Genomic DNA, 15723 nt, shown 5'->3' on the forward strand with positions numbered 1-15723 from the left:
TATTAATTATATAAATAATAAAGAGTATTACATATGTAATACTCTTTATTATAATTATACTCCACTATTCACTTAATATTTCGTTAACTTTAGAGTTGTTATAAACACTATCTGGAACTTCACTTCTTAATCCATAAAATGTTTGTTTCGCACTATCTATATCTCCCATATTATAATATAGCAGTCCAAGTTGATATAATGTATCATCATAATACTTTTCTTGTGGAGTATATATATTTAAATACTTTTCATAATACCTTATAGCTTCTTCCTTATTTCCTGACTTTTCATTAGTTATAGCTAATTCATGTATAGCTTCAGATATGTATTGTTTAGTCTTTCCTGTTGTTCTGACTAATTCAAATTTCTTTAATGCTGCATCATAATCCCCAGATTTTTTCAAATCCATACCTTGATTATATAAAGTTATTTCATCACTTGTATTGTCATCATTACTTGCTTTATCTAGTTCTTTACTAGTTTGTTTTAATTCTTTACTAGTCTTATCTAATTGTTTATTAGCTTTAGTTAAAGTTTGAGATTTTTCATTTAATTCTTTCCCAACTTGGTCTAATTTTTCTTCTTTATTAGTTAACTGAGAATTTAAATTTTGTATTTTATTTTGAGTATAATATACAGCAAGTCCCACTACTAAGCATCCTATAATAGCATATGGAACTATATTTTTTTTCTTTGGTCTTTTAGTGTTTTTACTACTTTCTTTTAGTTGCTTATCTTCTTTATCTTGACTAATTTCTCTTTCAAATATCTCGTTATCTACATCTATATCTTTTAGTCTATCTAAATATGCTTCTCTCTTTTTTACATTTCCTAATTTATCATATAATAAAGTTAAAATAACATATGGTTCTATTAAATCAGGGTCTTCTTCTATCATATTATCTAAAATTTGAATAGATTCATGATTAAGGTCTTCATTTATAAATCTTATAGAGTGATTATATCTAGATAAGAATGTTTTAAAATCTTCTTTAGAAAGAATATCTACATACTTTCTAGATAAGTCATTGTTTCCATAGCATAGTCCTGTATAAAAACTTTCAAAAGCTTTTGAAAAATCACATTTTAAAAGCTTTAATAATCCTTTTAAATTTAATATATCTATGTCTTTTGGATTTAACTCTAATGCACTTTCTACAATTCTTACTGAGCTAGTTATGTAATTTTTATTAGCTAAATCTAATGCTGAATTATATCTTTTATAAGATTCTAATTTTAACTCCTTAGATGTAGTTTCTGAATTATTATTTATTTGATTTTGAAGATTTAATATTGTCTCTTCCTTATAATTTGTTGTAACATAAGTTTGTTTCAATGCCTTTAATGTTTCATTAGTTTCTTCTTCCTCTATATCAAAAAAAGTTAAATCACTTTTTTCATCTGCTATCAAAGATATATCTAAACTTTTTCTAGGCATATTTTGTAAATCTTGTTTTATATTCTTACCTAAAATAACAATCGCCTCCCAAATAATATCTATATCTAAGATAACATATTCAGCATTTTTAGTCAAAACTATACATTTTTTACTAATTATTATATTAAATTATTTTAAAATTATTTTTAAAATTTTATAAGCTTTTTTAGTGTATGGCGGGTATTTAAATTTTATATCTATATTAGCTAAGTTTTTCATAACTGTTTTTTTATGTGAAAAAGTATCAAAACTTTGCTTTCCATGATAATTTCCTATACCACTATTTCCAATCCCTCCAAAAGGTGCATTTGGATTTGTTATATGCATAATCGTATCGTTTATACATCCTCCTCCAAAGGATACTCTACTTAATATTTCATTTTCAAATTTTTTATTTTTTGTAAATAAATATAGTGCTAAAGGATTTGGATTTTGTTTAATAATATACAATAATTTTTCCGTATTATCAAATTTCATAACTGGAATAAGTGGACCAAATATCTCTTCCTTCATAATCTTATCTTCTAAATTCACATTATCCATTATAGTTGGTTCAATTTTAAGATTCTGAGTATCTAAATTACCACCATAAATTACTTTATCATAATCTATAAGAGATACTATTCTTTCAAAATGTCTTTTATTTATTACACTAGTATAATCTTTACTTGTTAATGGATTACTTGTATAAAATTGTTCAATATACTTTATCATTGAATCTATAAGTCTGCTTTTTATATTTTTATGAGCTATAATATAATCTGGAGCTATACAAGTTTGACCTCCATTTAAAAGTTTTCCCCAAACGATTCTTTTTGCAATTAATTCTATATCACAACTTTCATCTACAATACATGGACTTTTCCCACCGAGCTCTAATGTATATGGTATTAAATTATCTGCTGCTGATTTCATAACAATTTTTCCTACCATTGGACTCCCTGTAAAAAATATATAGTCAAATTTTTGTTTTAATAGATATTGATTAATTTGTATATCTCCTTCTATTACACAAATATATTTTTCTTCAAAATACTCTTTTATCATCTCTTTTATTATTTTAGATGTATTTGGAGATAATTCAGAGGGCTTTACTATACAACAATTTCCACCTATTATAGAACCTATTAAAGGGGATATGCATAGTTGAAACGGATAATTCCAAGGTGATATTATTAGTGATACTCCATACGGCTGATTATATATATATGTTTTTGATCCAGGCGTCAATAATGACCCTTTTACTTTTTTAGATTTTGACCATCTTTTTATTTTATTTCTAACATATTTAATTTCAGATAATACAAATCCTATTTCAGTCTCATAAGTTTCAAATTCACATTTATTAAAATCTAATTTAACTGCTTTTATTATTTTATCTTCATAATCTTCTATTGCCATTTTTAAAATATCCAGTTGTCTTATTCTAAAATCAATATTTTTGGTTTTTTGAGATTCAAAGTATATTTTCTGATTTTCTAAAACTTTATCTATATAATTAAATGACTCCATAAAATCTTCCCCTTATTTTCCTATTCTTAATTTTATAACATTATATTATATTATCTACATTTAGTCTTAAATATAATTTTTTAAATATTTAATTCTATACTACTTTTATATAATTGATTCATTTTAATTCCTTCCTATTAAAAAAAATATATATACGATCAATTCTCCAAAATCAATTGCATTTTTTGTATTTATTCGACATTTTTTAACACAATTTAATCTTCTTTGTCATATATATTATTAAAGAGATTAAATCTCTTAATAAATATTTGGAGTGATAATTTTGAATAAAGATAATTATATAAATGAAAGTATAAAGAAATTAGAAATTTTTTCTGATTCATTATCAAAAATCATTAGACACCCCCTAATATTAGATGAAAATTATAACTTAACAACTGATATTAAATCTAATCAAAATTCTTTAGATTATTGTGAACTATGGACATTTATAAAGTATATTTTAATCGGTTGGGACGAAAACGATCCTACTATTTCAATTGAAATTGATTTTATATCTAGCAATGGTTTAATCAATGAACTTTCTGAATTTCTAGAAGAATTATTATGCTCATCTTATATAAAAAATTGTGCAATTAAACATGAAATAAAGAAATTTTTATGTTTATTAAATTGTTTAGAATCAACAATTGAAAATATTAATTGTAACCCTAATTGTAAACATTTAATAGGAAAATTATTCTGTGAATTAGTTAAAATAATCATAAAATTAATAGATATTATTGCAAAATTAATTGTATTATTAATTTTCTGTCATAATAATTCTGAATGTAATTCTAACAAAAACACAGTAAATTCTTCATTTTGTCATTGTTTAATCCATGATTTATCAAAAGAATTGTCAGATTTGCAAAAAATACTAGACGAATTAGGATGTCTGGCTATAGATTTTATTAAATGCAGTATAAAAAAATGTAACTTCTGTAAAGATGACGATTGTTATAATAAAAAATGTACTCCTGAGTACAGAAATCCGTGTGATACACAGTATGATGAACACTGCAATTGCTACAATAAAAGATACTAATTATATTTTACTAAAAAATTTAAAAGCTAATTTATTCTAGACAACTATTCAAGTAAATTTTATCTCTACTTTCTTAAGTAACTTATAAATCATTCTTTTGTAAAAATCAAAAGTAGAGTTATTTCAAAATTTAAATTTTGATACAACTCTACTTTTATTACACAAATTTTATATCCTTTATCAGTATTTGATATTATATCTTTTTACTTTTCTATATAAAGTTGCTATTCCTATATTAAGAGCCTGAGCAACTTTTTTCATTTCTTCAGTAGTTGTTCCATATTTTTTAATTGCATTTTCGATAGCTTCTTTTTCTAAATCATCCATAGTTTTTACTTCTTGTTTATACATTTCGTCTAATTTAAATGATATTAAATCTGACATACTTTTTATAAACTCTATTAATTCTTTATCTTTAGATAAAATATTATCTTTCTGAGACTCATTAAATGCAGCTATTCCTAATACACCTATACTACGATCCCCTAGTTTTACAGGAGTACATATATCTGCTAGTTCCTTACATTTATCTCTATGGCAACATCTACTACAGCTATCTTCAACTTCTTTATTTATAACGTATGATTTTCCTTCTCTTAAAACTGCAGAATAAACAGCTTCTTCAGATATCTTCTCCCCGATTTTTTCGCTAAATATCCCCGTGCCAGCTATTCTAACTAAATCTTTAGTAACTAAGGTAACATCTACATCTAATACATTTGAAATATTTTCACAAATAAATTGAATATATTTAGTTATATCATTTAAGTCCAAATCAATACCTCCTAATCTATATAATGATTTTTCATGTTTTAAGACTTCCCATCCAATATTGGAGGATTATTATTTTCTAGATTTGTTATTTTATGGTTATTTTCTTCTTGTGGCTGATTTTCTGGTTTATTTTCATTAGTATTACTTTGATTTACTTCTGATTTTACTTCCGGTTTTTGTTCTGGTTTTATTTCTTGTTTTGCTTCTGGTTTTTGTTCAACTTTTTCTTCTTTCGTTCCTACTGCTATTACCCCTTGCTTTTTAGGATAATAAGAAGTTGATACTTTTTCTTTTTTTGAAACCTGGCCATTTTTATCTTTATACAATCTATACGTAGATACAGTATATCCTTCTCTACCTCTTTCTAAAACTTTTTCCTTTCCTTTAGGCATACTTGGATCATCTACTTTTTTTATAGGTGCAACAGCTACTTGATCTGTATTTGTAATTATCTGTATATTCTGTATATCTTTTGAACTTCCATATATTTGGCATATTATTGTACTCCCTGATACATAATTATTTACATATATTGGATGTTTCAGGTTGTTTTTAAATACAAAATCTATTCCTTCATCAGTAACAGTAGCATCCCTTCCTTTTGGAACATATCCTGATGGTATTGAATGATTTTTAACATTTACTATTTCTAATCCCGAATATAATACTGAATTATAAAGTGTTGATGATACTTGACAAACTCCACCCCCTAATCCTTCTTGTAAAGTTCCTTCAACTATTACAGGAGCATTTTTATAACCATTCTCTACTGTTCTTAATCCAGTATATTTATTATAAGAAAACTGATCTCCTGGCATTAATAATACATCACTAGTTTTTTTAGTTGCTAATCTTATATTATCATTTCTTCCTAATACGGAGCCTACTATATTAGTAGAATAACTCGCAAGAACTGTATCTATATCCTTTAACTGCTCTTTTTTTACCTTTGGCTCTACTTTTGTTACTATTAGTTTACTCTCAAATTTTCCTTTTGACAGTTCTTTTTCTAAACTTTCTATACTTTTTTGAATATTAACTTCTATTCCTTCTGATTCATCTGATACTTTTACATTAGAACCATCTATACTTAAAGATGCATTTTTAACATCTATATTTATCTCTTTTGAAATCTTATTTATCTCCTCTTTTAACTTTTCATTTTTGTAATTAGTATAAATTTTCAAAGTATCTTTATTTCCAAAATTTAATTTTATTGTTTTTATTAAATTTTCAAAAGCACTTTTATTTCGATTTAAAGAATATGCTTTATCTACAGTTTTAGATATATCATAATTAAGTTCTATTTTTTTGTAATCTACATTCCATGATTTATCTAAGTAATTAACTTTGATATTATTTATTTTATATTTATCTGATAATAATTGCTGTGCTTGCGTTTTACTTAATCCCCCTAAATTCACATCATTAACATAGATGTTTTTTGATATTTTCTTCCCATTGATTTGGATACTCATTATTCCAGTTAATATTGCTATTATTAATAACAATATACTAACTATAATTAGTATGTTTTTTTTGTTGTTACTCATTTGCCTGTTTCTCCTTAGTCTAAAATTGTTTACATATATACAGTTAGATATTATTATAATATATCCCTCTAATATCTATAAAAAAATATTTTTTTCTATATTGTGATAATTATATACATATGTTTTTATCTAAAAACCGTCTAAAAGCTATTAAAAGGTGTTAAACACCTTTTAATAGCTTTTAATTCCATCTTCAAATACAGAATATATATTTTTACTATACATATCAATTATGCAAACTTCTTTTTTCTTAAACCATCCTTTATTCACTATAAAATAGTAATATATATTAGGATTTTTCTTTATAAAATCTTCAAATTTTTCTTTTTCATCAACATACTTATCAACTTTTGTTCTTTGCACAATTTCAATAGATTTATAACTATCACTTTTTTCACTTAACTTGTTTTCTAATAAAAATTTAGCTTCCCCTTCACTAATAGCAAATTGAAAATCACCGTTTTTTAAAATTCTAAAATATCCATCACTATATTCACAATTATAATTTTTATTACTTCCTTTGTATGAATAAATTTTTCTAGTTTTTGCATCAACTAAAATTTCATTAACTAACTTATCATATTCAAATAGCTCCACATAATAATATTTATTCCCATTTATCATCTGTTGAAGTGAATTTATTGATAAGTTTTCTTTATTTTTTTCACTTTTTTTAGAAATCAAATTTATTATATCATCAGATGTTAAAGTATACATAGCTAAATTTTCTTGATATCCTTTTTCTAACTTTAATATCTCTTCATCGTCAGAATAATAAGGCTTAAGATAGTCTATATATTTAATTGCTCCTTCATAATTACCTGAATCATTTTCTTCTTTTGATTTTTCTATATAGTAATCATACATAGCTTCTATACATTCATCTTTTGCTCTTTGTGCTAAATTATAATATTTTTTATCTTCTTCTAAAACTTTATCATAACACTGAATTGCTTCATAATATTTCTTTATCTGATAATTTTTATTAGCAGTCTCATATACTTCTCTTGAGTCATTCAATACCTTTATATCTTGTTTATACATATCAAGTTCATTATCAACTCCATTTAAACTTGATACCGCGTTTAAATAAGATAATGCTAAATCATAATTCAAATTTTCTTCTTTATACATCTCACGAACTCTCTCTGACTGATCGATTATTTTATTTAAATCTAAACTAATTGAATTCAATGAATTTATAGTGCTTATTAAACCAGTATAATGTTCTTTTGTAATTTGGCCATTTACATACATATCGCCACTATTAAGCAATAACTTATTTATCTTTTTAGAAATGGCTTTATTAAATCTTTTCATTTTAGATTCAGAAAAATTTTTTTCTAAACTTTGATAATAGTCAAGTGCAACTGTATACTTTCTTTGTTCTATATTATTTAATAACTGAGTTGATTCTTTGCTAACACTTAATTCATCGCTACTTGCAAAAAAAACTATTATTAATAACATAATTCCTAGCATAGATAATGAAATTGTAGCTATACGTTTTCTTTTATTATCTATAAAATCTACTGATTTATCAAACAACTCTTTAAAACTCATTGCTTTTACCTTCCTATTTTTTCAATATTATACGTATTTTAAAAAATTTTTTAGCTTTTTTGCTTTTTATTATATCATATATATACATTATTAACCATATATTACATAAGTAGTCATATACTTTGTTTCAACTACTTTTTATTTAAAAAAATTATACTAATATCATCCTTACTTCTCTTATCACTTATAAAATTTAAATGTTTTTTATAATTTTTATACAAGTTCATTCTAGAAAATATATTTTTATTATATTTTACTATAGTTTTATCTAAATCTTCAAACATTTCTTTCTCTGAATAAAATCCATTTTCATATCCATCTGTAAATATTACAATATTATTAATTTTATTTGTACCTATATTATCTACAAAATACATCATTTTTTCATGTGCATTTTCTTTTCCCATAGAATCAACTGTTCTATTTTTTTTAGTATCTATTACCTTTGTATATTTATTTTCTTTTTTAACTAATATATTTCCATCACCTAATTTAATATATACAATCTTTTCATCACTTATTAATACTCCAATTAATGTAGTCCCATATTTTATATACTCAGTTTTAAAAACCACTGGATTTAAAGTATAATAATGTTTTTCTACCATATCTTTCCATTCATTATATATTATTTTTTGTATTATATTTTTTTCTAAATCATTTTCTAAATCTTGCATTTTTTCTAAATATTTCTCAAGTACACTAATCATGGATTTACATGCAAATTTCGCCCCTTCATAACTATACTTAAAAAATTCAGTACTATGTCCATCAGCTAAAGCACATATAGTTCCTTTATCAAAAACTTTATATTCCATATAATCTTGAGACTTTTTAGACTTTAGTCTATTTTTATATCCGATTACACCACTTGCAAAAACACTATAATTCATTTTAATATCACTCCTAAAAGTTTAACTATTATTATCCTATTTTATTTTCTATTATTTTAATAATAAAACTATGATAAATAAAATAAAAAAAACACAGTTATTTACTGTGTCTTTTTATTTATTAATAAGATACTTAATATCATCTATTATGATATTTTTCTTTTTCTTACTGAAGTTGTTTGTTGCTTATTTGGTCTTACTACTTTTTTGCTAGCTACTACTTTCTTTGATAACTTTTTAGCTAGTTTCTTAGAGAATATTCTTCTTGAGTTAAATAAAATTAATCCAATTGATAAGCCTATTGTAGATGAACTTGCCATCATAAAATAATAATCTAAGCTAACTAATACGCCCATAATTGCATTTATTATAATCAATGCAAAAGTTACAAAAAAACATATCATACTTGACATAATAATAATCTTTAGGACTTTTTTCAACTTCCTCACCCCATATAATAACAAATGTTTACATATATACTTATAATTAACTATATCAAATTCTTCAAAAAATAGCAATTACCATATATATTTTTATTTTAAATCTTTTATTCACTATTACTTAATTTTTATCTTAGTAACAATCCATAATAACTATTAATATAATGACATAGATGATATTTTATTACATTAAAGGGGTGATTTGAATGCCATGTCTTCCAAGCCTAGGATCTAAAGCTCCTGATTTCAAGGCTAATACAACTCAAGGTCCTATAAATCTATCTGATTATACTGGCAAATGGGTTGTTCTGTTTTCTCATCCTGGTGATTTTACACCAGTATGTACAACTGAATTTTTATGTTTTGCAAAATACTACTGTGAATTCGAAAAAAGAAATACCGAGTTAATCGGTCTTAGCATTGATAGTAATAGTTCACATTTAGCATGGTTGTATAATATTTTCTTATTTTCAGGAGTTGAAATACCATTTCCTGTTATAGAAGATAGAGATATGAGTATAGCTAAACTGTACGGTATGATTTCAGAACCTATGAGTGACACTTCTACTATTCGATCTGTATTTATTATAGATGATAAGCAAATTTTAAGAACTATACTTTATTATCCTTTAAGTACTGGAAGAAATATTCCTGAAATATTGAGAATAATAGATGCTCTACAAACTAGCGATAGAGATAATGTTGTAACACCTGCTAATTGGTTTCCTGGTATGCCTGTAATTTTGCCATATCCTAAAACTTACAAAGAATTAAAAAATCGAGTTAAAAACTGTGATAACAAATATTCTTGTGTAGATTGGTATTTATGCTTTGTTCCTGATAATACAGAAAATGCTAAAACTTTAAATGAATTAAATTGTATGCCTTATAATTTTAACAGTAAAAAATCTAAATCTTGTTCTAAATATAGACCTAAGATTGCTGCCGACACTAAATCCCAACCATTTGATAAAAGTCATTGCCCAAATATAGAACCACTAGTCATGGAATATGTATACGGAAATCCATCAAATTTAGATGCTCAACTTTTAGATGCTGTAATCTACGCTTTTGTAGAAATAAAACCAGACGGAACATTATTTGTTCCTACACCTGATTTTTTAAAACAATTAATTAACTTAAAATCTTTAAAACCAGATTTACAAGTAATTGCAGCTATTGGGGGATGGGGTGTAGATGGTTTTTCTGATGCAGCTTTAACTCCAACATCTAGATATAATTTTGCTAGACAAGCAAACCAATTAATAAAAGACTATAATTTAGATGGTATAGATATCGATTGGGAATATCCTGGAAGTAGTGCTGCTGGAATAAAATCTAGACCTGTTGATAGAGAAAATTTCACTCTTTTACTTACTGCTATTAGAGATGTTATTGGAAATAATAAATGGTTAAGCGTTGCAGGAACTGGAGATAATGCTTATATAAATTCTAGTGCTGAAATAAATAAAATTGCTCCAATTATAAATTATTTCAATCTTATGAGTTATGATTTTACAGCTGGAGAAACTGGAGATTCTGGAAAAAAACATCATTCTAATCTTTTTGATTCAAGTCTTTCTTTACCTGGATATAGTGTAAACTCTATGGTTAGAAATCTTGAAAATGCTGGTATGCCGTCTGAAAAAATTTTATTAGGAGTACCTTTTTACGGTAGGTTAGGAGCTACTATAATTAAGTCATATGATGAACTTAGAAAAGATTTCATAAATAAAAATGGATACGAATTTAAATTTGATAAAGATGCCAAAGTCCCTTATCTTGTTAAAAACGGAGATTTTGCTATGTCTTATGATAATGAATTGTCTATTTTCATAAAATCTCAATATGTACTTGAAAATTGCTTAGGTGGTATATTCTCCTGGACTTCAACTTATGATCAAGCAAATATTTTAGCAAATGCAATGAATCAAGGAATAAATGACCCTAGCAAACTAAAAAATGAAGTAGAAAATATTTATGGAAAATACTAAAAATATACAAAAATCTTGCAATAAATATTTTGCAAGATTTTTTATATTCCTATAGCCCCTTTAGCGAGCTTATCAGCTTCTTCATTGTACTTATCTCCTGAATGAGCTTTTACTTTAACAAACTTTACATTTAAATTATCTTTTATACTATCATAAAACTTCTTATATTCTTTAGTTCCTTCTTTATTAGTTTTCCAATCTCCTGTACACCATTTTTCAATTCCTTCATAGTCAAAATAAATTATTAGATTTTTAATTTTATTATCAATACAATAACTCATAGCTATTTTAGATGCCTCTATTTCTCCTGCAACATTTCTCATCCCAACTAAATGAGTATCATTACCTCTCTTACTATATGTTTTTTCTACTACTTCATCTTTAAGAATAACAACCCCTGAGCCATATTCTTTAATTGAATGCTCATAACTTCCATCTACATATGCGTGTACTATATCATTGAAATCAGATTCAATTGTATCTATTTTTCCATAAACATAATTTTTTGCTTCATCTAAAGTTTTAAAGCTTTTATATTGCGCTCCAGAAAAACCATTAACTTGATTTTTACATTCATCCCAAGTATTATAAATTCCTATATTTTTTCCTTTTTTAACAGCATAAAATTTACTTTTGCTCAAATTAAATTCCTCCTATTATTTAATAAACTCTCTATCATAAATTAATTTTTTTAAATTTATTTAAAGTTACCTATATAACTTACTTTGTTAGTTATCTTTAATTATATGTATTAATTATTTTAACCTAAAAACAACTAATTTAAAAGTTATATTAAATTAGGTTTTTAAATAAATCGATATATGAGTTTTGATTATACGAAATGCTTTACCTATTTTACATTTTTTTAATACATGGTATAATTAATTTGTCGAATTAAAAAATCGAATATAACTAATGGTAGAGGTCGCATTGTTAATTAGTAGTTTTGTGGAGGTAAGCACAATGAAGCAAAATAAAAGGTACCAGTGCCGAAATACATTAAGTAATGCTTTAAGCTTATGTATTGGGGTCATGTAAAATATATATGACACTGTCACATTAATTTGTGAAGTGCTATCTTTAGATTAAGTAATTAAGTTTAAACTATGTTTTATTGAATACTTAAGTCTAGGGTAGGATACTATTCCTAGGCTTTTTTTATCCCTAATTTAGCATAAAGTTATATTCGTAAACAAATTAAGGGGGATTTTATGAATTCAAAAACAAAAAAACAAGCAACATTATTTGACGCTTTATTGTGTATATCATTTTTAGTTGTGGTTTTGGTAACATGCTTAGTTGTTCTAAAAAAATATGAAATTTCTGCACATATTCCATTAGTAATCAGTGGTGTATTTGCTGGTTTTATAGCTATATTTAAACTTGGATTTACATGGAAAGAACTAGAAGAAGGAATTCTAGAAACTATAAATACGACTATGCCGTCTATTCTTATTTTATTAGTTGTAGGAATATTAATTGGGACTTGGATTTTGGGTGGTATAGTTCCCAGCATGATTTATTGGGGTCTTAACATATTATCACCTGGTATATTCTTAATAGCAACAACTTTAATATGTTCTATAGTATCTATATCTACTGGTTCATCTTGGACTACAGCAGGTACAATAGGTATAGCACTACTTGGAATCGGTAGCGCTCTTGGAATACCCTCTCCTATAGTAGCTGGTGCAATAATATCTGGTGCATATTTTGGAGATAAAATGTCTCCTTTATCAGATACTACTAACTTAGCTCCTGCCATGGCTGGTACTACATTATTCGAGCATATAAATCATATGCTTTACACTACTGTTCCAGCATTAGTTATTGCTCTTATTTTATATGGTATATTAGGATTTAAATATTCAGGTAATCAAATAGATACTACTCAAATAACTCAGATACAAAATACTTTAGTTAATAGTTATAATACATTATCTCCACTATTACTTTTAGTTCCTATCGCTGTAATTGCTATGGTAATTTTAAAAATTCCTGCTATTCCTGCTCTTATAATTGGAGCTTTACTTGGAGCTTTTGTTTCTGTAGTATTTCAGGGTGCTTCAATTGCAGATGCTATTGTAGCTGCTAAAAGTGGTTATATTTCTAAGAGTGGAATGATCTTTGTTGATGAATTACTAACTCGAGGTGGCCTTGATAGTATGCTTGGTACTGTTTCTCTTATGCTTTGTGCTCTAGTAACAGGTGGTATATTAGAAAAAACAGGTATGCTTCAAGCATTGGCTGAGTCAATTTTAAAAGTTGCTAAAGGTACTTTTGGATTGATTGCTGCTACTATATTTACAGCTATAGGTACTAACTTAGCTGTAGCAGACCAATATTTAGCCATAGTAATACCTGGTAGTATGTATAAAGACGCATTTAAAAAGCAAGGATTAGCTGCTAAAAATTTATCTCGTGCATTAGAAGATAGTGCTACTATAACTTCTCCTCTTATTCCTTGGAATACTTGTGGAGCTTATATGTCAGCAACTTTAGGTGTTGGTTCTTTAGCATTTTTACCTTTTGCATTTTTCAATTTACTGTGTCCTATTATTTCTTTATTTTATGGAGCTACAGGTATAAGTATTGAAAAAATCACTGAAAAAGAATCTTGTAATAATAATATAGATGAACTAAAAAATATTATATAATTTAAAATAAAAAGAGTTATCTTTAGTTTCAATAAGATAACTCTTTTTTTATATAAAATATTAATTAAATATGTTTTTAATATTTTATTAATATTGTTTTATTTTACTTAAGAGATAAAATTGTACAATATGGAATATAGTAATAAGTGTTTGGTGGAGTATTACTTTTAACTAATGCTCCATTACTACATTTTACAGATACACTATTATAACTAATTGATGAATTCTTATTATTATTAATATCTATATTTTTAACTGTGGATATTTTATCTCCTATTTCACTATTACAACAACATGGTGCATCTTCAGCATTACAGAATTTAGTAGTGTCTATAGTTCCACTAAAATTAAATTTTATATACTGTATATTACAAATAGATACATATTCTAAAGAAACCCCGCTACCGGTATTTGTATCAATTGTAACCAAATCATCTCCTACAGATTGTATAAATCCATCAATAGTAGTATTAAAAGCAATCAAGTTAACTTCTGGCTGTGGAGTTAACTTTGAAATAGCATCTAATGCTGTTTTTAATGCATCCATACAACAGCAACTTCCAACTACTCCTAGGGGTTCTTCTGGACCAGGACAGTAACAATCTTGACTTTTTTTAAATCCATAATTGTAATAATATCCATAATTATCATAACATCCACAATTATCATAACATCCACAATTGTGATTTTCCTCGCATGAGTAATACATATATATGCTCCTTATATCTCAACTTCGTACCTAATTTCTTATAATGGTACCTATTTTATAGTATTCAAAATTCGACATTTCGTTACCGAATTAGAGATTTCAGAGTTATAAAATAAGATATTTTGTCTTATTTTCTAATAATAATATATATCATGTACACTACATAAAGAAATGTTAAAATAACACCTTCAACTTTTTTTACATTTCTTTTAGTTGTTGAAAATGCATATGCTAATATTGTAACCAATATCATTATAATCATATCTATAAATACAATAGGATGTATATTTATATTATTTATCACTGAGGAAATACCTAAAATAAATAATATATTAAATATATTAGAACCTACTACATTACCTATTGCTATATCACTTTCCCCTTTTTTTGCTGCTATAATACTCGTTACAAATTCTGGCAAAGAAGTTCCCACCGCTACAATAGTCAATCCAACTAAATTTTGACTCATTCCCCAGGAAATAGCTATACTACTAGCCGCATCAACTACTATTTTTCCTCCTACTACAATACCTGCAACACCTAGAATGCTCATAATTATACTTTTTTTCATTGACATGGTTTCATCAACTTGATCAACACTCATATCTTCTTTAGAAGTAACCGCCATTTCTATTAAATAATACATAAAAATAGAAAATAATGATAATAACATAAGTCCATCTGCTCTAGTTAATAAATTTTCATTATATCCTTGAAATTTAGTATCTTGAGATAAAATTAATAATACTACTGAAGCTAATAATGCAAATGGAAACTCTTTTAATATTGTACTTTTTTGAACCTTAATTGGATTTATTATAGATGCAACACCTACAACTGCTAACAAATTGAATATATTAGAACCAACTATATTTGCAATAGCTATATCATTTTGACCTTGTAGTGCAGCAGTTATACTTACAGCTGCTTCAGGGGCACTAGTTCCAAATGCAACTATAGTAAGGCCGATAATTAAAGTTGGTACTTTTAGCGTCCTGGCTATAGAAGATGATCCTACTACAAAAGTATCTGCACTTTTTATAAGTAATAAAAAACCTATTATTAATAATATATAATTCATACAAATTCTCCTTTTTAAATTTATATATACTTATTTCATTATATATTTTATGTTTTCTAAA

13 protein-coding genes and 1 riboswitch are annotated in these 15723 nt (G+C 25.7%); of the genes, 3 read left to right on the top strand and 10 right to left on the bottom strand.

Annotated elements, in window-relative coordinates:
- Positions 1 to 64: 64 nt before the first annotated feature.
- Complete coding sequence (locus CHF27_RS00160; RefSeq protein WP_243444911.1) at positions 65 to 1534, bottom strand: tetratricopeptide repeat protein; 1470 nt, start codon at positions 1532 to 1534, stop codon at positions 65 to 67.
- A gap of 33 nt (positions 1535 to 1567) precedes the next feature.
- Entirely contained in the window at positions 1568 to 2950 is a 1383-nt protein-coding gene (locus CHF27_RS00165) for an aldehyde dehydrogenase (RefSeq protein WP_095404990.1), read from the bottom strand.
- A 283-nt stretch (positions 2951 to 3233) separates the two neighbouring features.
- On the opposite strand from CHF27_RS00165, the gene CHF27_RS00170 reads away from it, so the two are divergent.
- Positions 3234 to 3998 carry a hypothetical protein gene (locus CHF27_RS00170; RefSeq protein ID WP_095404989.1) on the top strand — a complete coding sequence of 255 codons (765 nt, stop codon included), beginning with the start codon at positions 3234 to 3236 and terminating at the stop codon, positions 3996 to 3998.
- Between the two features lie 180 nt (positions 3999 to 4178).
- On the opposite strand, the gene CHF27_RS00175 is transcribed toward CHF27_RS00170, so the two are convergent.
- From CHF27_RS00175 to CHF27_RS00195, 5 genes are all read right to left on the bottom strand, one after another.
- Entirely contained in the window at positions 4179 to 4772 is a 594-nt protein-coding gene (locus CHF27_RS00175; RefSeq protein WP_095404988.1) for a GAF domain-containing protein, read from the bottom strand.
- Between the two features lie 38 nt (positions 4773 to 4810).
- Complete coding sequence (locus CHF27_RS00180; RefSeq protein ID WP_095404987.1) at positions 4811 to 6325, bottom strand: VanW family protein; 1515 nt, start codon at positions 6323 to 6325, stop codon at positions 4811 to 4813.
- Between the two features lie 171 nt (positions 6326 to 6496).
- On the bottom strand, positions 6497 to 7888 hold the full coding sequence (locus CHF27_RS00185) for a UbiD family decarboxylase (RefSeq protein WP_095404986.1): 1392 nt from the start codon (positions 7886 to 7888) through the stop codon (positions 6497 to 6499).
- Positions 7889 to 8019: 131 nt separating this feature from the next.
- Positions 8020 to 8781 carry a protein phosphatase 2C domain-containing protein gene (locus CHF27_RS00190; protein WP_095404985.1) on the bottom strand — a complete coding sequence of 254 codons (762 nt, stop codon included), beginning with the start codon at positions 8779 to 8781 and terminating at the stop codon, positions 8020 to 8022.
- 146 nt (positions 8782 to 8927) lie between these two features.
- Entirely contained in the window at positions 8928 to 9221 is a 294-nt protein-coding gene (locus CHF27_RS00195) for a hypothetical protein (RefSeq protein WP_330409715.1), read from the bottom strand.
- A gap of 206 nt (positions 9222 to 9427) precedes the next feature.
- Here CHF27_RS00195 and CHF27_RS00200 point away from each other — a divergent pair, with 206 nt between their 5' ends.
- On the top strand, positions 9428 to 11215 hold the full coding sequence (locus tag CHF27_RS00200; RefSeq protein WP_095404984.1) for a peroxiredoxin: 1788 nt from the start codon (positions 9428 to 9430) through the stop codon (positions 11213 to 11215).
- A gap of 41 nt (positions 11216 to 11256) precedes the next feature.
- On the opposite strand, the gene CHF27_RS00205 is transcribed toward CHF27_RS00200, so the two are convergent.
- A complete protein-coding gene (locus CHF27_RS00205) occupies positions 11257 to 11856 on the bottom strand; it encodes a ribonuclease H1 domain-containing protein (RefSeq protein ID WP_095404983.1) in 600 nt (199 codons plus the stop codon).
- 270 nt (positions 11857 to 12126) lie between these two features.
- Positions 12127 to 12300: riboswitch (Lysine riboswitch) on the top strand.
- Positions 12301 to 12426: 126 nt separating this feature from the next.
- On the opposite strand from CHF27_RS00205, the gene nhaC reads away from it, so the two are divergent.
- Entirely contained in the window at positions 12427 to 13872 is a 1446-nt protein-coding gene (gene nhaC / locus CHF27_RS00210) for a Na+/H+ antiporter NhaC (protein WP_095404982.1), read from the top strand.
- Between the two features lie 103 nt (positions 13873 to 13975).
- Here nhaC and CHF27_RS00215 read toward each other — a convergent pair whose 3' ends face one another.
- Entirely contained in the window at positions 13976 to 14581 is a 606-nt protein-coding gene (locus tag CHF27_RS00215) for a hypothetical protein (RefSeq protein WP_095404981.1), read from the bottom strand.
- Positions 14582 to 14708: 127 nt separating this feature from the next.
- Complete coding sequence (locus CHF27_RS00220; RefSeq protein ID WP_095404980.1) at positions 14709 to 15662, bottom strand: calcium/sodium antiporter; 954 nt, start codon at positions 15660 to 15662, stop codon at positions 14709 to 14711.
- Positions 15663 to 15723: the final 61 nt, after the last annotated feature.

Source organism: Romboutsia maritimum, assembly GCF_002251085.2.
Classification (GTDB): domain Bacteria; phylum Bacillota; class Clostridia; order Peptostreptococcales; family Peptostreptococcaceae; genus Romboutsia_B; species Romboutsia_B maritimum.